This window comes from Microcoleus sp. B3-A4 (assembly GCF_036705385.1).
Taxonomy (GTDB): domain Bacteria; phylum Cyanobacteriota; class Cyanobacteriia; order Cyanobacteriales; family Microcoleaceae; genus Microcoleus.
In genome coordinates this window covers 25,060-41,280 of sequence record NZ_JAUBUI010000007.1, presented here as the reverse complement: position 1 = coordinate 41,280, position 16,221 = coordinate 25,060, and the positions used below count along the sequence as shown (strand labels likewise).

Annotated in this window: 32 protein-coding genes; 2 read left to right on the top strand and 30 right to left on the bottom strand. The window is 42.1% G+C overall.

Features of this window, described 5'->3' with window-relative positions:
• Positions 1-71: 71 nt before the first annotated feature.
• The 3 genes from QUB33_RS05625 to QUB33_RS05615 form a co-directional block, all read right to left on the bottom strand.
• Positions 72-560 carry a MerR family transcriptional regulator gene (locus tag QUB33_RS05625; protein ID WP_333348412.1) on the bottom strand — a complete coding sequence of 163 codons (489 nt, stop codon included), beginning with the start codon at positions 558-560 and terminating at the stop codon, positions 72-74.
• Positions 561-618: 58 nt separating this feature from the next.
• Entirely contained in the window at positions 619-894 is a 276-nt protein-coding gene (locus QUB33_RS05620) for a thioredoxin family protein (protein ID WP_333348409.1), read from the bottom strand.
• A gap of 125 nt (positions 895-1,019) precedes the next feature.
• Positions 1,020-1,331 carry a thioredoxin family protein gene (locus QUB33_RS05615; RefSeq protein ID WP_333348406.1) on the bottom strand — a complete coding sequence of 104 codons (312 nt, stop codon included), beginning with the start codon at positions 1,329-1,331 and terminating at the stop codon, positions 1,020-1,022.
• A 190-nt stretch (positions 1,332-1,521) separates the two neighbouring features.
• Here QUB33_RS05615 and QUB33_RS05610 point away from each other — a divergent pair, with 190 nt between their 5' ends.
• Positions 1,522-1,758 carry a hypothetical protein gene (locus tag QUB33_RS05610; RefSeq protein WP_333348403.1) on the top strand — a complete coding sequence of 79 codons (237 nt, stop codon included), beginning with the start codon at positions 1,522-1,524 and terminating at the stop codon, positions 1,756-1,758.
• A 368-nt stretch (positions 1,759-2,126) separates the two neighbouring features.
• Here QUB33_RS05610 and QUB33_RS05605 read toward each other — a convergent pair whose 3' ends face one another.
• From QUB33_RS05605 to QUB33_RS05555, 11 genes are all read right to left on the bottom strand, one after another.
• Positions 2,127-3,335: an MFS transporter gene (locus QUB33_RS05605; RefSeq protein ID WP_333348400.1), complete on the bottom strand. Its 1,209-nt coding sequence runs from the start codon at positions 3,333-3,335 to the stop codon at positions 2,127-2,129.
• Positions 3,336-3,876: 541 nt separating this feature from the next.
• Complete coding sequence (locus QUB33_RS05600) at positions 3,877-4,194, bottom strand: hypothetical protein (protein WP_333348396.1); 318 nt, start codon at positions 4,192-4,194, stop codon at positions 3,877-3,879.
• Positions 4,194-4,562 (bottom strand): DUF7694 domain-containing protein, encoded by a 369-nt coding sequence (locus tag QUB33_RS05595; protein WP_333348393.1) that lies wholly within the window; start codon positions 4,560-4,562, stop codon positions 4,194-4,196. The genes QUB33_RS05600 and QUB33_RS05595 overlap by 1 nt, the downstream gene beginning before the upstream one ends.
• A 37-nt stretch (positions 4,563-4,599) precedes the next feature.
• Positions 4,600-4,848 (bottom strand): hypothetical protein, encoded by a 249-nt coding sequence (locus QUB33_RS05590; RefSeq protein ID WP_333348390.1) that lies wholly within the window; start codon positions 4,846-4,848, stop codon positions 4,600-4,602.
• Between the two features lie 44 nt (positions 4,849-4,892).
• A complete protein-coding gene (locus tag QUB33_RS05585; protein WP_333348387.1) occupies positions 4,893-5,135 on the bottom strand; it encodes a hypothetical protein in 243 nt (80 codons plus the stop codon).
• Between the two features lie 32 nt (positions 5,136-5,167).
• Entirely contained in the window at positions 5,168-5,557 is a 390-nt protein-coding gene (locus QUB33_RS05580; protein WP_333348384.1) for a hypothetical protein, read from the bottom strand.
• Positions 5,558-5,574: 17 nt separating this feature from the next.
• Entirely contained in the window at positions 5,575-5,799 is a 225-nt protein-coding gene (locus tag QUB33_RS05575) for a hypothetical protein (protein ID WP_333041309.1), read from the bottom strand.
• A 311-nt stretch (positions 5,800-6,110) separates the two neighbouring features.
• Positions 6,111-6,344, bottom strand: a complete 234-nt coding sequence (locus QUB33_RS05570) for an HNH endonuclease (RefSeq protein WP_333348381.1) — start codon at positions 6,342-6,344, stop codon at positions 6,111-6,113.
• Positions 6,334-6,669 (bottom strand): helix-turn-helix transcriptional regulator, encoded by a 336-nt coding sequence (locus QUB33_RS05565; protein ID WP_333348378.1) that lies wholly within the window; start codon positions 6,667-6,669, stop codon positions 6,334-6,336. The genes QUB33_RS05570 and QUB33_RS05565 overlap by 11 nt, the downstream gene beginning before the upstream one ends.
• Positions 6,670-6,704: 35 nt before the next feature.
• On the bottom strand, positions 6,705-7,028 hold the full coding sequence (locus tag QUB33_RS05560) for a hypothetical protein (protein WP_333348375.1): 324 nt from the start codon (positions 7,026-7,028) through the stop codon (positions 6,705-6,707).
• A gap of 114 nt (positions 7,029-7,142) precedes the next feature.
• Positions 7,143-7,520, bottom strand: a complete 378-nt coding sequence (locus tag QUB33_RS05555; RefSeq protein WP_333348372.1) for a hypothetical protein — start codon at positions 7,518-7,520, stop codon at positions 7,143-7,145.
• A 352-nt stretch (positions 7,521-7,872) separates the two neighbouring features.
• Between QUB33_RS05555 and QUB33_RS05550 the strand changes: the two genes are divergently transcribed.
• Entirely contained in the window at positions 7,873-8,367 is a 495-nt protein-coding gene (locus tag QUB33_RS05550; RefSeq protein WP_333348369.1) for a hypothetical protein, read from the top strand.
• Between the two features lie 86 nt (positions 8,368-8,453).
• Here the strand turns inward: QUB33_RS05550 and QUB33_RS05545 are convergent, their stop codons facing one another.
• The 16 genes from QUB33_RS05545 to QUB33_RS05470 form a co-directional block, all read right to left on the bottom strand.
• Positions 8,454-8,750 carry a hypothetical protein gene (locus QUB33_RS05545; RefSeq protein ID WP_333348366.1) on the bottom strand — a complete coding sequence of 99 codons (297 nt, stop codon included), beginning with the start codon at positions 8,748-8,750 and terminating at the stop codon, positions 8,454-8,456.
• 10 nt (positions 8,751-8,760) lie between these two features.
• Positions 8,761-9,243 (bottom strand): DUF1822 family protein, encoded by a 483-nt coding sequence (locus QUB33_RS05540; RefSeq protein WP_333348363.1) that lies wholly within the window; start codon positions 9,241-9,243, stop codon positions 8,761-8,763.
• Positions 9,244-9,281: 38 nt separating this feature from the next.
• A complete protein-coding gene (locus QUB33_RS05535) occupies positions 9,282-10,019 on the bottom strand; it encodes a hypothetical protein (protein WP_333348360.1) in 738 nt (245 codons plus the stop codon).
• Positions 10,020-10,188: 169 nt separating this feature from the next.
• The gene (locus QUB33_RS05530; RefSeq protein ID WP_333348357.1) at positions 10,189-10,779 is read right to left on the bottom strand and encodes a hypothetical protein; all 591 of its coding nucleotides are present in this window, start codon (positions 10,777-10,779) and stop codon (positions 10,189-10,191) included.
• Positions 10,780-10,859: 80 nt separating this feature from the next.
• Complete coding sequence (locus QUB33_RS05525) at positions 10,860-11,210, bottom strand: DUF3846 domain-containing protein (protein ID WP_333348354.1); 351 nt, start codon at positions 11,208-11,210, stop codon at positions 10,860-10,862.
• Positions 11,211-11,237: 27 nt separating this feature from the next.
• On the bottom strand, positions 11,238-11,630 hold the full coding sequence (locus tag QUB33_RS05520) for a hypothetical protein (RefSeq protein WP_333041319.1): 393 nt from the start codon (positions 11,628-11,630) through the stop codon (positions 11,238-11,240).
• Positions 11,631-11,665: 35 nt separating this feature from the next.
• Positions 11,666-11,887 carry a hypothetical protein gene (locus QUB33_RS05515; protein WP_333348351.1) on the bottom strand — a complete coding sequence of 74 codons (222 nt, stop codon included), beginning with the start codon at positions 11,885-11,887 and terminating at the stop codon, positions 11,666-11,668.
• Positions 11,888-11,933: 46 nt separating this feature from the next.
• Positions 11,934-12,494 (bottom strand): hypothetical protein, encoded by a 561-nt coding sequence (locus tag QUB33_RS05510; protein WP_333348348.1) that lies wholly within the window; start codon positions 12,492-12,494, stop codon positions 11,934-11,936.
• Between the two features lie 41 nt (positions 12,495-12,535).
• Complete coding sequence (locus QUB33_RS05505) at positions 12,536-12,820, bottom strand: hypothetical protein (protein ID WP_333348345.1); 285 nt, start codon at positions 12,818-12,820, stop codon at positions 12,536-12,538.
• A gap of 81 nt (positions 12,821-12,901) precedes the next feature.
• Positions 12,902-13,498, bottom strand: a complete 597-nt coding sequence (locus QUB33_RS05500; RefSeq protein ID WP_333348342.1) for a hypothetical protein — start codon at positions 13,496-13,498, stop codon at positions 12,902-12,904.
• Positions 13,499-13,594: 96 nt separating this feature from the next.
• Complete coding sequence (locus QUB33_RS05495; protein WP_333348339.1) at positions 13,595-14,266, bottom strand: MT-A70 family methyltransferase; 672 nt, start codon at positions 14,264-14,266, stop codon at positions 13,595-13,597.
• 1 nt (position 14,267) lies between these two features.
• A complete protein-coding gene (locus tag QUB33_RS05490; RefSeq protein ID WP_333348336.1) occupies positions 14,268-14,651 on the bottom strand; it encodes a hypothetical protein in 384 nt (127 codons plus the stop codon).
• Entirely contained in the window at positions 14,648-14,887 is a 240-nt protein-coding gene (locus QUB33_RS05485) for a hypothetical protein (protein WP_333348332.1), read from the bottom strand. The genes QUB33_RS05490 and QUB33_RS05485 overlap by 4 nt, the downstream gene beginning before the upstream one ends.
• 31 nt (positions 14,888-14,918) lie before the next feature.
• Complete coding sequence (locus QUB33_RS05480; RefSeq protein ID WP_333348330.1) at positions 14,919-15,263, bottom strand: hypothetical protein; 345 nt, start codon at positions 15,261-15,263, stop codon at positions 14,919-14,921.
• Between the two features lie 75 nt (positions 15,264-15,338).
• On the bottom strand, positions 15,339-15,680 hold the full coding sequence (locus tag QUB33_RS05475) for a hypothetical protein (protein ID WP_333348327.1): 342 nt from the start codon (positions 15,678-15,680) through the stop codon (positions 15,339-15,341).
• A 132-nt stretch (positions 15,681-15,812) separates the two neighbouring features.
• Entirely contained in the window at positions 15,813-16,196 is a 384-nt protein-coding gene (locus QUB33_RS05470) for a hypothetical protein (protein ID WP_333348324.1), read from the bottom strand.
• Positions 16,197-16,221 lie beyond the last annotated feature (25 nt).

The window sequence follows — 16,221 nt, the reverse complement described above, 5'->3', positions numbered from 1 at the left end:
TTGCGAAACTAAACCCAAACCAAAACCCCAACACCCCCGCCATGCCCAAAATCCCTGAGTGCGATCGCATATCAACGCTTAAGACGCTCTTTAACAACTGTTTCGCTGGTAATGTTTCGGGGGGTATCGTTTTCTTGCTCAATCAGCCGACAGATTGTGGTACCACAGATGACATTGTTCGGTGTGGTTGACTCTTCTTCAACCAAAGCCTCAATCTTTGAATACCGATTAGCCAAATCCTGGCGAAATTCAACCATTTCCTCAATACGGCACTCCAACTCATCTAGATGCTGCTTTACCATTGCCTTAAGGCTTACACAGGGAGGAATACCTTGGGCGCTGATGTCAATGAGCTTTTTGATCTCATCTAGGGAAAGTCCGAAGTGCTTAGCTTTTTGAATAAACCGCAGACGTTCTAACGCTTCTTCTGAATAGATACGATATTGTGACTGTGTTCGCTCAGGTGGCTTGAGTAGTCCTAAGCGTTCGTAATAGCGAATTGTCGGAACGGGTATACCCAGTTGACGGCTTAACTGGCTGATAAACAATCCCTGTTTCACTTTTTTGCCACCTCTTTAATTGAGAATGGGAGGGCGATTACCCCTCCCCATCAGTAATTTATCCTTGCCCAATACCAGCAGCTATAAGCGCTTCGCGGGACACTGGCTGTTGGTGAGAGCAACACTCAGCAAGTTTACCATCGACGACAATAGTAGGGACGCGGTTAATGCCGTACTGGTTTGCTTTCTCACGGCACTCATTGGTGGCGCAACCCTCACGCAGATCGTAAACCTGCACCTCACAGTTTGAGCAGGCTAACTCCCTCACTAACTTAACAGCTTCATCACACAAGGGACACCCAGCAGTGAAGACTTCGACTATACGTTTGGCCATTATCTTAACCTTTTTTGAACAGTTATAAGAGTAGCTTAAACCTTGAACCTGACTTCAATGTCAAGAGGGATGGGGAACTTTTTTTACAGCACTAGCTAGCAAAAAGTGAATTGTTTATAAACGCTCTATATGCCCATACCCGCATAAAGATATTCGCTTGAAGGGAGGGAGATCGTAGGCTGACCAAACCCAGCCCCCTGAAGTTGTTTATAGCTGGGTTTACCCGTAAAGACAACTACTCCATCTACTGCGATCGCAGGCACTGCCTTCACTCCATATCTTTCGGCTTGTTCTAAGTATTGCGATCCCTCCTGCCCTTGTCCTAGATTGTAGACCTTTACCTGATCACGTGAGGTAGCCATTTTTTGCACCAACTGAACTGTTTGGTCACAAAGTGGACAGTTGCCCGTAAAAATCTCAACTAGATGTTTTTTCATTATCTTTACCAGAATTTGTGTTCTATTATCTTAAACTCTCCAGTCCAGTAGAGAGTCAAGTAGAAAAGTCAACATCATTCTTCAGGCATATTTACTCGAATTTTTGAATTTAGGCCTTGACTCTCTAGTCTGGTGGAGAGTTTAGTATGGACTTAGTTCTAAGAAATTAATCACTCAATTGAGGATAAAGATGAGTATGCTCACACTTGCTAAAACAGTAATCGGTGGAACTATAGCTGGCTTAACGTTGTTAGCTTTGACAGCTAATTCCTCGTTTGCAGACACTCACAACCAGACTGCTAGTCAAACAATAGCGCAAACCAATCAGGCTCCGCAGCAGCCTACTGAAGGCGGATGTAGCTGTTGCAAGGATATGATGAAAAATATGCCTGGGATGAGAGGAAATCAAAGCAACCCCTCCAGATAGACGGTTATGGCGATCGCCATGCGATCGTCTTTTGGGAAATATTTAGGATGCTGTGAAAAGAACTAACAGACAAGGCGTTCTTTGGAATCAGAAAAACGGTGTCGCCCTAACAGTTTTACTGCTCTGTTTACTGCTTTGTTGGTGGTTGCAGCATCCTAATATAAATCTATTCACACCAGAAGGCTTCAAACAAGCAGTCAAGAATCTAAGAATTTTTGTCGCTGTTCAGGTGTTAGCCACCGTCGCGGCAATTTCTTTGTTCCGCTCTGAGGTTCCAAAGCGGGAGTTTAGTCAGTAACCCTGAACCTGAATTTTTCTCACTAACTCAAGCTTGAGGCAAGACGTGAGGTAGTGTTGTGCCTGAATCATCAATGCTGATGTTTCTGCATCCAACCCAGCATTAAGCCCGTTCCCATTAGTAAAACGCCAGCAAAGCCATAAGGGGCGTTTACCTGCCATGCAAACAGAACGCCCCCTAACATTGATCCCCCAACTTGTCCGAGGCTATTAGCGGCATTTTGAATTCCTAACACTGTTCCCGTGTGTTGACCGCCCCGTTTTGAAATCAAAGCAGCTACATTTGGGGTAATCAATGCCATACCGAATGCCAATATAGCGACAACTCCCAGCACAATGGGAAGCGATCTCGCCATTAGTAGCAGGAAAATGCCGCTTCCCATGAGTGCAAATCCCAGAGCAACTTGGGCGATCTCATTCATATATCGAGACAAAAAGCTCACTGCAATGATTTGAAAGACTGCCATCACTGAGCCACACATCATAAATACAAAGCCTGTTTGGACGGGCCCGTATCCCAATATTTCTTGACCATATAATGCAAAAACGGCTTCAAACATCGTGAGTCCAAACTGGGCGATCGTGGCTAAACCCAACAGCAGTAATAATGGTTTACCCAGCCTTTTCCAATCTAGTGCTGGCTGACGAGGGACTACAGTTGCGGATCTCGATGGTAACGATTCTGGCAACCAGCGGAGAGCGACTAGCAGCGTTAAGAACATCAAACCCGCAGCTAGAAAAAAGGGAGGAGCATAATTTTCAATTTTGAGATCGAAAAGACCGAGGGTAAAATGTAAGTCTTCACGAGTTGTCAAACCACCAAAAGCTGGTCCAGCAATTGCTCCAAGACTCACTGCTGTACCGAGCCAAGCCATTCCTTGGGTGCGATCGCGCTCAGTCGTTACATCCGAAACATAAGCCGCAGCAGCAGGCAGCATCGCAGCGGCTAGAACCCCACCGACTGAGCGAGCAACGTACAGCATTGCCAGGGAAGAGGCAAACCCAAATAGTAATTGAGCGATCGCGGAACCGGCAATTCCGATCAAAATTAAGGGTCGCCTGCCGACTCGATCTGACCATTGCCCCCAAAACGGTGCTGTAATTAACTGAGCGAAGGCGTAAATGCTGGTTAATAAGGTAATGTGAATGGCGATCGTCTCACGCGGAACAACTGCTGTATGTAAATGTTGGGCGTAGAAAGGAAGTACAGGCAGGCTTACTCCGAAGCCAATCATGACTACAAATAAGCAAACAAGAAGTAAGAAGAGCTTTTTAATCATAAAATCAGGTGAGGGGTTTTATTTGTATTGGGTTGGTAATTACTCTGGTAATCGAAACCTATCGAGTTAATGGTTTCTAGGCGTTGCTGACTCACGGTATGAATCAACTTTTCGCTTGATGTTACAAAACTCACCATACTTGGCTTATAGCAATTGGGAAATCTTGAATTCATACTTGAATTCAGCAACGCCCGAAATCCCTCCGGTGCATTGGGATTGCCCAGAATGTTGCTTCACCGATCGTCCAACCCCGGTACATTCCCCGGCAACAGGCGATCGGCATCAATTACAAAAACTGCATTTTTATTGGGCATTTGAAAGCTCCTATTGCTAGGGTAAAGTTCAACTGGTCAATGTTATCTAGGCGGTGTCGAGGTCAGCCACACTGCCTAAACCCAAATCGGACGTTTAATAACTGACAGCAGAGCCGAGAACTGTTGAAGCATTCTCGGGTGCTGTGGTTTAGATAACGTAGCTCTCAAGGAACTTAGACGGGTCAACTATGGACTTGATTTCTCAAGCCCTCACTAGAATCTAAGATTTAGTTATGGGTCGTTGACGTTGCTGACTCCTTATTTTTCAATGCCCAGTTTACTGCTTCGTTGAAAGCTTCATCAGTTGGCTCAGGTAACATTCCCATCGAATGAAACCATTTTAGTTGTATATCCCTACCACCACGACAAATTTGCGTGTTATTCGTGGTATGACAAATGTGTTGCCCGTTGCCCATCAAGTTTTCATAGTACATTGCTAACTTATCAGGAGATAGAATTAGTGGTTTTTCTCCACTAAACGGACAAGTTTTGCAAGGCAGTTGTCGAACCTCATAGGTTCTCATATCATGTGGATCGATCGTCATTAGATTGTTCCTAATTTGCGAAAGTCTGGTACTGGGCGTTCGTCGAGACAATGATAAAGATGCAGGCAAAATTCATGAACATTCACCCATTCCGATCGAGCAGGCAGAATCTGAAGTGCCAAAGCGTCCGCACCCAAGAAAATCTCTTTGACTTTGACCAAATCTATCCAGGTCGGAACTGATTTCTTCCGAGACAGTGAGAGATGAACCCACCAAAGACCGTCTTTTTCGAGGCAGCAAGAAATTATTACAATCAAACTGTCGCGACTTTTATAAGCTCCGCCATCAGCTCCGATCGCCTGAACTGACCAATTACACGGCAACTCTTCAGCAGTGGGGGGATTCCATTTAACACTTGTAGATTTCATGAGACTGCCGGGAGCGACCCGGCAATGCGCTGACTAATTAGTAAGAAATTCCGTTGGGGGGTAGATGTGAACTAACGACAGCACTGACTAAATCGCATTTAGATTCAGTAATTGCCTGATAAATTTCACTCAGTGCCTGAATAGCATCCGCCAAACGTAGTTCATTTTGCGTAACAAAATTCTCGCTCTGTTCGAGCGCCTGATACTCTGGCTGCTTCTGCAAAAGTCGCAGATTTTCTTCAGTGCCAGCAAGGATTGATTTGATTTGTTCGACTGTAATTGTCATGACTGATTCTCCTTAAAGTTAAAATCTCAGAGCGAAGCATTAACTTAATCACGGTACAATTCAACTTCAACAATGGAACTATGAGGATTTTCAGAAGCACGATTCTCCTCAGCTAAGCGTAATTCAGCATCCGATCGAGTATCGAAGAATTCGGCTGCTTCAAACTCTTCAGACCATTTTCCTTTCATTCCGAGTAACCAGTAAACGCAGCCATATTCAGTAGCATCGCCAACCCAATAACTCGCCTTAAGAATCGCAAACTTGATTTCAGACTTAGGCTTAGACATAATTTAAGACCGGGAGCGACCCGGCAATCACGCTATTCACTACACAATTGATAGGCAAATACCAAGCACAGGATGAAATTGCTTTCCAATCCGTAGCCTTCCCAACGACTATTTCTTACTCCAACAATGTGACGGCATCGCTTAAGCCATTCAACACCGCCTCGTTTGGTAATCTCTTCAAACAGTCGCGGATGCTGTTGTAATTTGCACACAATGATTTCCGTCATAATCTCGATCGATTCCTGCAAATCACGACTTTTGTGCTTTTGATATGCAGCTTCAGCATCAGGAAAATTCACGTCTCTGAATACTACCGGGTAGCGCTTTTTGATGTTGCCCTTTCGGAAAGCTAGCTCTGTGGGATTGGTCAAAGCTGCACCAATTCCCATATCAGAGCCAGACCAAATATTAATGCCTTCCATCTACTTATCAGCTCCAACTAGATAGACTGAGCGATTTGATAGGCTTGTTGATAGAGTGGATCATTACTCTTTGGCTGCTGACCTTCTTTTTGATCGCTGACGGCTAAAACTACCTTAATTTTCTGAGTTTCAATCTCTGAAGGTAGTGTTTGATTGTGGTAGTAATAGTTGGCAGAAGTCTGGAAAAAGGTAGGGAGATCGGCTTCATATTTGAGAAATCGAACTAATTGTTCTAAGTTCATAGCATTGAAAGAAACAACACTACCTTACAGCGAAGCATTACTGAAGAATTACTGTGACTTTTGGCGGTTGCCTTCTAGTTCTTCAATTTGAATGCCGATCGGATAGGACTCTTCATCGTATTCACGCCCGATATTGGTCAACTTCGGTTTGTCCAGTTTTACTCCCTTGAACACCAGTAAACAAAGGACTGGTCAAAGCTGTTGTGACGGTCAAAGCTGTTGTGACGGTCAGAACGATGTGTTGTCTTTTTATGGAAATACCCAAAATGGTTTACTGGAACTGGAATAACTTTTTTGAGCAAGCTGTTGATTTAAAGCCACAAATCGCCTACTTGAATCAGAGGTCGATCGGCTTCAAGTTTCTGTCTCAGAGAACGGACATGGTATCGTCCGTGAACAGAAGGACTAGAACAAATCACCAGGTTTTCTGGTAAGTTGTTTGACTTGTCTTCGTCCAGGTGATGAACAACTTCACCGGGTCGAAGCTTTCGATCGAGAGTTTGTTCCGCCACCACCCGATGCAGATACACTGTTTTATAGTTCATAGTGTTGTTGATTGAAGTAAACGGGAAATACGGCTAGCGCTTTGCTCAAATCGAATGGTTCAACTTCAGTTTGCTGACGAAGTGTTTCAAGCCAAGCAATATCATAGGCAAATATTCCAGCGATTCTGGGTATCAGCCAGTCATACTCATCCGATCGCACATCGACTCGGTTATTTTCTATTTTTGAGAGCAGGCAGCGGTCGATCGTCTGAAAATTGTCTGACGGCATAATCAGCAATTTACACAAGTCTTTCTGGCTAAAACCGTGTTGTTGCCGAGCATTTTTAATGGTTTTCCCTAGCGTTATCTTGCTTTGGTCGTACATGATAAGAGTTCTGGGAGCGACCCAGATATGCGCTTTTAAAGTGTTAGATGCCCAAATTGTTCATTTGCTAATTTGAGGATTTTCTCAATTAGTTGATCTCTTTGTGCCTCAAATTCTGCATGAGGCAGTTTGGTTAGCCGATGTACTTCGGAACGTGACCATCGGCTCTCAGAGTCATATCCTTGATCGCCACTCATTACTACAATCTCAATTGATGTAGTTTTTGGCCATTTGGTAATTTGCAGATGATACTCGCTCCAATCATCATGACTACTAAGCTGGCGAGTTTCTTTTGTATATTTTACCAATTTGCCATCTTTACCTTTCCAAGTACCATTTTCTCTGTCGAAGTCTAGCATTATTTACCTCCATCTCAAACCCTCACCAGCGAAGCAAAATCTTACTATTTGCTAAAAACATTACTAGAAACATTACCAGAAACATTTCTAGAAACAAGAAACAAAAAACCGTTATTATATCATCCACCAATTTAAAGACTGAATCAAGAGTGTAGCTTTGTTAATGACTTGAGTAACGATCGACTTAGAAATAATCTGAGTATTTGATAAACCTAATTCAGAAACAGCATCAAGACAAGCACTTTCCCAGGCACTATCCTTGTTGAGAAAGAGTTTGATTGGAGTTAAGCCGATCGTCACATACTTTTGTCGAGAGAAGCAAATCAATTTCTCTGCTTTGCCCGGTAAAAATTGGGGGGCAACGACTTCATGATTGACCTCACAAGGTACGAGTTCACCTTCAGGGTTAATCCATGAAGCTTCTTCAATTACAAGACATATTCTGAGTTTTTTTTCGACTTCTTGAGGGATTGAAAAATCTGGGTTGTGCATAATACGATCCGCTAAATTACTACTTTAGGGCGAAGCTAATAATGTTCGCTAAGTAAAGAATAGCGTTAAAATAGAATAATATTGAGTTTCAAAGTGAGGAAATATGGGAGAAGCGAAACGGAGACGACAAAAAGCAGTAGGATTTGGGTTTAAACCTGAGTCTGAAAGTTTAATTATTGGATGCTATCTTGCTCCAGCAGTAATAAGTGATCGACATACAGTTTACTTAGGAATCAGGAGAAAGAACTGTAATGTAGTAAGCAGCACACCGTTGTCTGTGCATACAAAAGTAACAGATGCTTTCCAAGTTCTGACAAACTGTAACAAACTCTTGAAGAAATGCTCTTTTTCAATGAACCAATCAGATGAAAAAGTTTTTGAGTTATTCAAGGAAATGCTACTGTCTGAGTACGGAAATCATAGTGAGCAAGGCGATCGATATCAAGTATCAGGGAACATAGATGCTTTCTATGCCTGGATGAACCAAGGCAACTACCGAGATAAGAATAATCCACCGCCAGGGGTGACAATTACCCATTTAACATCGGTAGTTAGGAAACGCTACAGAGTTTTTAGCACTCCGATGAAAGAAGAACCAGCTAAATTCTATGGAAATCCTGAAGATAACTCGGTATTTCATGTAGGCGAAAGCTTCGATAGTCCCATTGCCGGAACCCAAAACGAAATGTTTGTCTGGCAAAGTTATGTAACGGCAGCATTCTTCGCTGATTACCTGAATGACCATGATCAAGATTCCCTGAGCGCTGAAGATGCCCACAGACTGACTCATGAGGTACAAGATTTCATGAATCAGGAGCGTTCGGGAGTTACATTACAACGCGCTTGACGGGGCGCTACTCCCGTCACTGCGCTGGTGAGTTATACCTTGGCTATACCTTGGCTATACTTCGGATCTAGCCAAGGCACGGGTTATTACCAATTCATCATCCTGCAAACAGATTCCCAGTCCCGATCGATTTCTTCAGCAGTGAGATGGGCGACGGCACCCGCCAAGTAAGCTGTAGTGCCAAGATAAACGCCCTCTCTGTCGAATCGGAATTTATCTTCAAGTTGACATTCAGCTTGTCCGTAGCTTGCGGGGCGGAACGCCATCGCTCCCGCAAAATCATCCTGTTCTGGCGGGGGGCAGTTAACGATCCAAACCGCTTGAGCTGGATCAGGCTTGGGCTTCCCTGCCAGAGACATCATCAAATTCTTCAAAGTTGCCATTGTTCTCTCCTTAAACAGTTTGTAATTGAATAGCTTCCAAATAGTCAGATAAGCGGTCAAATGGCTGAAGGTTGGTAACGGAAATTTCTACAGTATCGCCGTGGATGTCGGCAGCCGGGAGAAAGCCCAAAAGTTTGACCTTTTCTACTGACCCCGGTAATTCAACAAAGATATAAGCAATGCGATCGTCTTGGGCTGCAACAATAATTCGTGTTTCTCCTTCACCAATTCGGCAGCATTGAATTTTTCCGATTCCGGGCAAGATTACGTCAGCCAATTCTAAAGCTGATTCAATTCCCACAGTCCAATCATCATCTTTATCTATCAGGGTTTCAAAGTTCATCCGCCCTAGAAGATAATTCACTGCCCACACGGTCATTGTATTGTAGAAAATTTTCAGCCCATGTTGTAGGTTTGCTTGTTCTGAGGCATAACCTAAAGCTAAATTGTAGACTTGCTGGTCGATCGGCAATTCCGTTAAATTGTCTTTCATTTTCTGTGATTTAGAAATCACAGTCTAAATGCGAAGCATTAACCTGACGCAATTAATTTTTCTAATTCTTCTTCAAACCAAGGAAGTAAACTATGATAAATGCTTTGACTCGCCAATCGGGATTTAATGTTTTTGACAAATTTGGCTCCATATATTTCCTTTTGATGAGCCAACGAAACATCATAATAAGTTTGAGCGTAAGCAAATTGTAAGATTCGGACTCTTCTTAGCTTTTCGGCTGTGAGAATCTGAACCAAATAGTCGATCGAATCATTTAGCGTTTTTCTGTTACCTCTCGCCCAATTCCGATCGTGAATTTGAGAAAATAAAACATAGACGTATCCTCCAGCTAGATACCATTTTGTGTTTGGGTACACGCTATGTATGTAATCAAGAAGTTTTTCACAAGCTAATTCCAAAGTATCTATTTTATTCTCAATGCGAATCTGTCGATGTGAAATAAGATACCACCCTACATTATCAGTAATTAGAGTCTTATTCAAAATTTCAGCAACTCTATCTTTTGCAGCGACCTTTACTTTTGGATCGATCGAGTTCCAGTTATCTCTCAAAAACTGAACTATCAAATCAAAACCAGGCTCACCATATCGACACGCTTCAGACATAGCACCAATTTGTGATGCTATATTACCTGATGCTAAACGGTTCCTGACACCGAATAAACCTCCGAACACCGCAGTATCAGTATCGATCGGATCTAAGACTTGATTGCCGAGTACCGCATCATATTCTCTAGGATTTGATTCGTCTAACATTCTTCTTACCTGTTTGTCTAGTTGTGGAAAATGGGTTATACTGAACTTACTTCTGTTTTGTTGCTTCACAAACCACCCCGGATGAAGAAACAGACAACAAAATAGTGAGATACAGAACTAAAAAGCGCTAGGAACTTAGGCAACTAGCGCTTTTTCATTGGGATTAGAATTAGACTAGCTGACTGACGATCGACCGAACCTGTGTTGAATTTAAGGCAACTAAATCATCAGCATTAATCAGAGAAAGAATGACGAACAAACCCCGTAATTCTTTCCCAGTTTTGGTGAGATAGCTCAAGTTATCGTTAGAGTTTTTGTTGGCAAATATCACAGCACTCCGATCGATAAATTCGTTGTCAATTCGATCGACATCAGCAACGTGAGTTCCAATCAATTCCAGTATGTTAAGTCTGAACTGAGAAGATTTGCGAATATCAAAACCTCTAGGCGACACCAAAATGTAATAGGTGTAGCTATCCTTGCCAATCGTATATTTCACTTTGGGTCTACCACCTGCTGTTTCTGTCGGAACTGCTTCAATCTCAACCTCGCCAGTTTGTAAAGCTAAAATGATTTGATTGACATATTCTGCTGATATATTACCTAGTTGAGCGCCAATTTCTTCGGGCAACAAAGGCGGAGATTTCTTCAGAAGGTTGTAGACACTTCTGGCAGTGTACAATCCGGGCCAGGGCAATGAGTCTTGCCCAGATATTTCGATCGCATACTGGACTATTCGACGATACAGATTGTTATCCATGATTCTTGACCGTTGATGTTGAATTGACTCTGAAATGACTCATGCCCTAGTTCTCGTTCTAGACAGGGCATGATTGGTTGCTAGCGAGGCTGTAAGGAATAGATTTTGCTTTCTTTTTTGATAATTTCTAGCTGTTTCTGAGTCAAAAGGCAGAAATCTTCAATTTGGATATTCCGTGCCACAATGAAAAGCTGTCCATGAAGAATAGTCCCATTAGGAAGAACTAAAGTTGGTTGACAACCTTTAAGCAAGAATTCGTCATCACACAGAATAGCGATCGACGGGTCAGAATAGCACTGATAAACCGCTTCCACAAATGCTTCTTTACCTGGAATTCCTACAAGCTTTTGAATTTCAGGCAGTTTTGGTATTTCAGTTACTTGTACTTCTTGAATTCCTGTTGAGTTAATTAAAGCGTAAAATCGTGGCATCTTGGCTCCTGTAAACGACTTAGAAAATCAATCAATATCCCATAGCGAAGCACTGAAATCGTGTTCTGGTTTGACTGATTTTGGGTACAATTTCAGTTCTTCTTTGACAAGTTTGGCTTGGCGGACGTTAAGTAAGCACAAATTGTCTGGTGATTTATCAGTTGCCAGGATTAGTACCTGACCACAAACAATATCGCCATTCTGTGTCAGACAAGTTGGCTGAAGTTCTTTCGATACAGCATCAGCATCACAAAGCATGACGATCGAAGGATCAGAAAAACTCAACTCTTCTACTATTTGGAAATTAGCTGGCACTGCTTCACTACCAATTACTTCGTTAATTTCTTCGATCGTCAACATTTCAGGAGTGGTATAAACTTCTACCTCTTGCTCCTCTGTGACTAAAATGTAGTAAGGCATGGGTTAAAACTGGGAGCGACCCAGTAATTACGCTACTATTCGTAGCTTGCGGGCGCGGAGCGCATCGGAATTCCAAGCAACACTTTGGCAGCTTCAGTATTTTCGGGTAAAACGTAGAGGCAAAACTTGCCTTGATAAACGTAAAACTCTAGCTGATGAGTCATTTGCTTCATAGAAGAAACAACTCTATGAAGCTGATTCAACGGAAAATCAGCTACTTTCTGCAATCCGGCAATATTTGTCTCAGGTGAAGCCATTTTTAGAACTGAGAGCGACCCAGTAATTACGCTATATCTGAAATCATTAACGACGTTTGAAAATGTAGACTTTCTCATCCAACATCCGACGATAAATTCCCTCTGTCGAATAGAACCAATCTCGGATAATTTCTTCGATATTTAGATGCTTCCAGCTAAGATTGTTGCGTTTTAACTGTGAATCAAAAGCTTCTTGGGTAAGAATTTCTTTGATAAAATCTTCAGTGCGATCGAAACAACCTCTGTAATCTTCTCCAAAGTTTTTCAAGATTTCTGGTTCTTGCCGATGCTCGTAGAAGGAGAAATAGACACAAAATGGCTTGCCATATTTGACAATTCCTTTACCTACTTGTGCGATAAATGGTATTGGCATTTCTGGTGTCATCAGAAACTCAACGCTGTGAAAGCGTTGAAATGAACTAATTTTGACAGAACCATTAACTGAAGCCTGAATGTAGTCAATATTTTGCTGCATTTCAGAAGCGTTGATAGCATCAATCCAAGTACCCTGGAAAGAACCTTCTTGTTGAAGATAAATTCGGGGTACATCGCATTGTTCATTAGTTGGGAAAGGTAAATTAATCAAAGGCTCAGAATTCGATCGCATGATAGTTATCAACTGGGAGCGACCCAGTTATTACGCTATTCCTAGTTTACGGGGGCTTTTTCTGTAGCTCTACACAAATTACTAACTGCTTCGAGATGTTCTGGGGCAACATAGACTCTAAAAGCACCTTGTTTCCAGAGCGCATCAGGGTCAAACAGATGAAACTTTATTAGGTATTGAAACTCACTATTTTTCAGTGCAGTTTCGATTGATTCATGCTGATATGCAAAGAAATCACTTACAGTAATAAATCCGTTTTCAGTGGTGTCTGGCAATTCATTAGATTCGGATTCTGTCGTTCTGCAGTCGTTATCAAGGTTAGTCATGATTGTCAATACGAGAGAACAAATCAATACCTTTCTGCGAAGCACTAACCCAGAGACTTAAGTTAACTCCAATTGCTTCCATCATCGTTTGTACTTTCCTGAAAGTGTGTAGTAAGCAGTTGTTATTTCATCTTCATCGGCAGTCAAAGTTAAGCGATACACAGAGTTATTCCAGTTGTAGATTTCGGGAGCTTTGAATGCTATTAACTCAGTTTTGAATGCTGTAAACCAACCCTCTCGGCAAGCGTCGTACATCCGCAAACATACGATTATCTTTCGATCGTAATCTTTGATTAGGTGGCGTTTGATGCCTTTCACTAGACGAACTTCTGAGAGTTTTTCTAGTTCTTTTTGAGCAAAGTCAAAGCCTGTATCATCGAAGTAAGTTGCTCGTTTCTCATCATAAAACTGGTCATCAAACGGGATAAACTTTGGTATATCCCACATTTCAGGATTTGAATTAGCTAAATCATGAGTTCTGTACAAATAACCTACTAACTCGGTTCCGTCACCGGTGAACTGTGTAACCTCCATTTCCCCGAGCAATTTCAGGACTTCGATATAAGTTTTCGAGACAATTTCTGGAGAGTTTTCAGCAGCCAGATAGCGATATTCCTGGGCTCGAACAATGTAGCTGTCCTCGTCAATCGTTACAACTTTTATGGAATCATCAAGCATGATCGTAAATAGGAGAAGACAAATCAATATCTCAAAGCGAAGCAGTAACGGAGAGACTTAACCCTAGTAATTCCGCTGAAAACTAGGGTTAAGTTATCAAACTAAAAGATTAGAGAAGTGAGTTTCAGCACCCCAAGCATCCCAGTTAGGGCGCTGTTGCCGAGCGAATAGTTCAATTCTTGACGGCTGCGATAACTTGCCCAAGCTCTCACAGTTTTCTAATCTCTGAGCCAGGGTGTTTGCAAGCACCCAGAACTCTTCAGGTTTCCTTGAGTGTTCCTGGCGACGGGCATAAATGACGTTAGGAACATTGGTCATTCCGAGTGTACTCATGCTCGGAACCTTACCCTTCTTTCCTATCAATAAGTGTTCGGTACAGTTGCGACCATAATGCCCCATTCCCATGTGGGGTTTGCCAGCGATCGTCACCTTGACCCAAGTGAATGTACTTTTATGTTCATATCCCCACGCTAGGAGACATTGGAAGGCTAAGAATTGATGATTGTTCGTTGTCCACAGAAGGATGTAGGAATCATCAGCACCGATCGCACTAATCGGCATATCCATAATCTGCTGGTCAGTCATCGCAGGATATGGACACCGCCCCCGGTGGCTGGGGTCTGTTTCTCTTAAACCATATTCCCACGGAGGATCGAGCACTATCAGCCGATAATCCTTGCAGGGAACCGGGGGCAGATTTGGGATTAGATTGATGGCGATCGACAGTTTCTGTTGTCCTACTGTGTCATGAGCTTTGTAACTTTTCATCCTAATTTCTACTTTCTTTTGAGGTTTGTTTGGATGCTTGCTGCTGTCGTTTCTGTTGTTCAGCGTGTTCTTTGTTGATAAGTAATCCCTGATAAAAGAGTTCCTGTGCCTGTCTAATTTTCACAGTATTCTTATTTAGCGTTTCCGCAATCAAATACTTGAGAATTTCCACCGAACTTTGACCATCTAATCCCGTTACATTTTGAACAAGTTGAGAGCCAATGGCAATATATGCCAGTTCAAATTCTGTTGCGCCTGCTAGAACTTTGATTGCAAATTGTTCCAAGCTCCAGTTATTCAATCGAGCGGTTTCAAAGACTTTATCAACCTCTTTTTGAATTCTGGCAGCTTCGTCTACTACTTGTTGTTCTCTTTCAGCATTCATGATGTTCGCCTCATTCTTTTTACTTCTGAAACTTTGATACTTCGTAAAGCACAGCCGTATATCTCGACATAGATATAGGTGATGATTTTACCTTCGCCTTCGATCGAATCTTGAACAGTTTTACGATTAAACAAGAAGAACATTCCCCACCAAGTTAAAACCATCGGCGGTTCCTGCATAACTTCTGCTGTCAGATTTTTTTCATCAATGACTTCTAAGATGACAATGTGTTTCATGGCAACTATTTGATGTGAGAGATTAAGTCAATCAAGTGATTAGTTTGTTAATCGGTTCCTGATATTTCACTAATCCATCAGCCATCAGAGTTATAGCTGTCTCTTCTGTCTCTAAATTGCCTAACAAAGTAGCTTCTATCATTTGCTCAATGTATTGAAAGCAGGATTCTCCTTGTAGACCTGTGACACTTGTTAACAAGAGACTTGCAAATGCTAAATAATTAACATCTCGATCGATCACATTCTGCCAAATTTCGATCGCAAACTCTCTAATCTTCAAGCCTCGTTTTCCGGCGCAGTTCACAATTTCCTTGATTCCATCCTTTAATTCTCGGATTTCTGCTTCTGGAGTTTGTTCATTAGTTTCTTGAAACATTTGGTTACCTATATTCAAGGTCAATCCCTCTAAGCGAAGCATTATTTGCTTCACTTAGGTTTGGTTGACATGAGCCTAAATAAGAGTTTCATCAAAGGTGTCTTTCTGTTCACCGTCAATTTCAATCTCCTTCACGTTGGAGTAAAACATCATGTGTACTCGTAAAGGGACGTTACTACCTATACCAAGCTGGTTATGCAGCCATCCAACACAGGGCGATCGAATCGACTTATGACAAGTCATCACTGTAATATTTTTGCATTGAAGCTGAGACACATTGCCTGTTTTATCAGCGATCGTCTCGCGTAATGCTTCATGAGTTTTAGCGCAGTAGTTAGGAATATCAGCCACTGTTACTAATTTTTTCCACGGACAATTTTGGCATTGTTTGGTTTGAGTTAGGACAAGTTTTTTCATTAGTATTTGACAGAAATAATGCGGTCAAATTCGTCTCTGACAATTTTGGGACTTTGGCTAAAATTCATGCCACAGTTTCGGCAAGTAAAGTGTCTCAAGTATCCGAGTTGACCCAGAAATATTAGCTGACCGTTACAAATTTTGCATTTCACATTCGCCATTTTGGTCATCCTCTTTGAGGGTGTTGTTGATAATTAAACCTTGATTAATTAAATCGACTGCCCAGTATACGATCGAAGAATCTTGTTCCAGAGTCCCCTTAGCTAGATATCGCAGAAATTGCAGCAATTCATCTCCTAGAAAAGTTGTGCTGTGGTGAATCATGCGACAAGCAATTGCCACATAAGGTCTTTTCTCTAACATTGCCTGAACCCAAATTTCAGTTGCAAAGTCGGCAGTTTTGACCTCATTAGTAATTGCTTCAGCAAAAATTTTGTTAACCTCTGCCTGCAATTCTGCCAGTTCTTTATGCTTTTCTTGGAGTGTAAGATCGGAACTTTGTTCGCTAGAAGTCATTTGATTTGCTCCTAATATTCGTTAA

What these genes read in the sequence shown, in the direction of transcription:
- QUB33_RS05490 (WP_333348336.1), bottom strand. Translation starts at nt 14,651, where the DNA reads ATGAATGCTGAAAGAGAACAACAAGTAGTAGACGAAGCTGCCAGAATT.
- QUB33_RS05475 (WP_333348327.1), bottom strand. Translation starts at nt 15,680, where the DNA reads ATGAAAAAACTTGTCCTAACTCAAACCAAACAATGCCAAAATTGTCCG.
- QUB33_RS05555 (WP_333348372.1), bottom strand. Translation starts at nt 7,520, where the DNA reads ATGCACAACCCAGATTTTTCAATCCCTCAAGAAGTCGAAAAAAAACTC.
- QUB33_RS05485 (WP_333348332.1), bottom strand. Translation starts at nt 14,887, where the DNA reads ATGAAACACATTGTCATCTTAGAAGTCATTGATGAAAAAAATCTGACA.
- QUB33_RS05580 (WP_333348384.1), bottom strand. Translation starts at nt 5,557, where the DNA reads ATGGAAGGCATTAATATTTGGTCTGGCTCTGATATGGGAATTGGTGCA.
- QUB33_RS05505 (WP_333348345.1), bottom strand. Translation starts at nt 12,820, where the DNA reads ATGACTAACCTTGATAACGACTGCAGAACGACAGAATCCGAATCTAAT.
- QUB33_RS05585 (WP_333348387.1), bottom strand. Translation starts at nt 5,135, where the DNA reads ATGTCTAAGCCTAAGTCTGAAATCAAGTTTGCGATTCTTAAGGCGAGT.
- QUB33_RS05595 (WP_333348393.1), bottom strand. Translation starts at nt 4,562, where the DNA reads ATGAAATCTACAAGTGTTAAATGGAATCCCCCCACTGCTGAAGAGTTG.
- QUB33_RS05545 (WP_333348366.1), bottom strand. Translation starts at nt 8,750, where the DNA reads ATGGCAACTTTGAAGAATTTGATGATGTCTCTGGCAGGGAAGCCCAAG.
- QUB33_RS05570 (WP_333348381.1), bottom strand. Translation starts at nt 6,344, where the DNA reads ATGAACTATAAAACAGTGTATCTGCATCGGGTGGTGGCGGAACAAACT.
- QUB33_RS05615 (WP_333348406.1), bottom strand. Translation starts at nt 1,331, where the DNA reads ATGAAAAAACATCTAGTTGAGATTTTTACGGGCAACTGTCCACTTTGT.
- QUB33_RS05620 (WP_333348409.1), bottom strand. Translation starts at nt 894, where the DNA reads ATGGCCAAACGTATAGTCGAAGTCTTCACTGCTGGGTGTCCCTTGTGT.
- QUB33_RS05535 (WP_333348360.1), bottom strand. Translation starts at nt 10,019, where the DNA reads ATGTTAGACGAATCAAATCCTAGAGAATATGATGCGGTACTCGGCAAT.
- QUB33_RS05525 (WP_333348354.1), bottom strand. Translation starts at nt 11,210, where the DNA reads ATGCCACGATTTTACGCTTTAATTAACTCAACAGGAATTCAAGAAGTA.
- QUB33_RS05520 (WP_333041319.1), bottom strand. Translation starts at nt 11,630, where the DNA reads ATGCCTTACTACATTTTAGTCACAGAGGAGCAAGAGGTAGAAGTTTAT.
- QUB33_RS05550 (WP_333348369.1), top strand. Translation starts at nt 7,873, where the DNA reads ATGAACCAATCAGATGAAAAAGTTTTTGAGTTATTCAAGGAAATGCTA.
- QUB33_RS05560 (WP_333348375.1), bottom strand. Translation starts at nt 7,028, where the DNA reads ATGCTAGACTTCGACAGAGAAAATGGTACTTGGAAAGGTAAAGATGGC.
- QUB33_RS05515 (WP_333348351.1), bottom strand. Translation starts at nt 11,887, where the DNA reads ATGGCTTCACCTGAGACAAATATTGCCGGATTGCAGAAAGTAGCTGAT.
- QUB33_RS05540 (WP_333348363.1), bottom strand. Translation starts at nt 9,243, where the DNA reads ATGAAAGACAATTTAACGGAATTGCCGATCGACCAGCAAGTCTACAAT.
- QUB33_RS05590 (WP_333348390.1), bottom strand. Translation starts at nt 4,848, where the DNA reads ATGACAATTACAGTCGAACAAATCAAATCAATCCTTGCTGGCACTGAA.
- QUB33_RS05495 (WP_333348339.1), bottom strand. Translation starts at nt 14,266, where the DNA reads ATGAAAAGTTACAAAGCTCATGACACAGTAGGACAACAGAAACTGTCG.
- QUB33_RS05530 (WP_333348357.1), bottom strand. Translation starts at nt 10,779, where the DNA reads ATGGATAACAATCTGTATCGTCGAATAGTCCAGTATGCGATCGAAATA.
- QUB33_RS05575 (WP_333041309.1), bottom strand. Translation starts at nt 5,799, where the DNA reads ATGAACTTAGAACAATTAGTTCGATTTCTCAAATATGAAGCCGATCTC.
- QUB33_RS05600 (WP_333348396.1), bottom strand. Translation starts at nt 4,194, where the DNA reads ATGACGATCGATCCACATGATATGAGAACCTATGAGGTTCGACAACTG.
- QUB33_RS05500 (WP_333348342.1), bottom strand. Translation starts at nt 13,498, where the DNA reads ATGCTTGATGATTCCATAAAAGTTGTAACGATTGACGAGGACAGCTAC.
- QUB33_RS05610 (WP_333348403.1), top strand. Translation starts at nt 1,522, where the DNA reads ATGAGTATGCTCACACTTGCTAAAACAGTAATCGGTGGAACTATAGCT.
- QUB33_RS05565 (WP_333348378.1), bottom strand. Translation starts at nt 6,669, where the DNA reads ATGTACGACCAAAGCAAGATAACGCTAGGGAAAACCATTAAAAATGCT.
- QUB33_RS05470 (WP_333348324.1), bottom strand. Translation starts at nt 16,196, where the DNA reads ATGACTTCTAGCGAACAAAGTTCCGATCTTACACTCCAAGAAAAGCAT.
- QUB33_RS05605 (WP_333348400.1), bottom strand. Translation starts at nt 3,335, where the DNA reads ATGATTAAAAAGCTCTTCTTACTTCTTGTTTGCTTATTTGTAGTCATG.
- QUB33_RS05480 (WP_333348330.1), bottom strand. Translation starts at nt 15,263, where the DNA reads ATGTTTCAAGAAACTAATGAACAAACTCCAGAAGCAGAAATCCGAGAA.
- QUB33_RS05510 (WP_333348348.1), bottom strand. Translation starts at nt 12,494, where the DNA reads ATGCGATCGAATTCTGAGCCTTTGATTAATTTACCTTTCCCAACTAAT.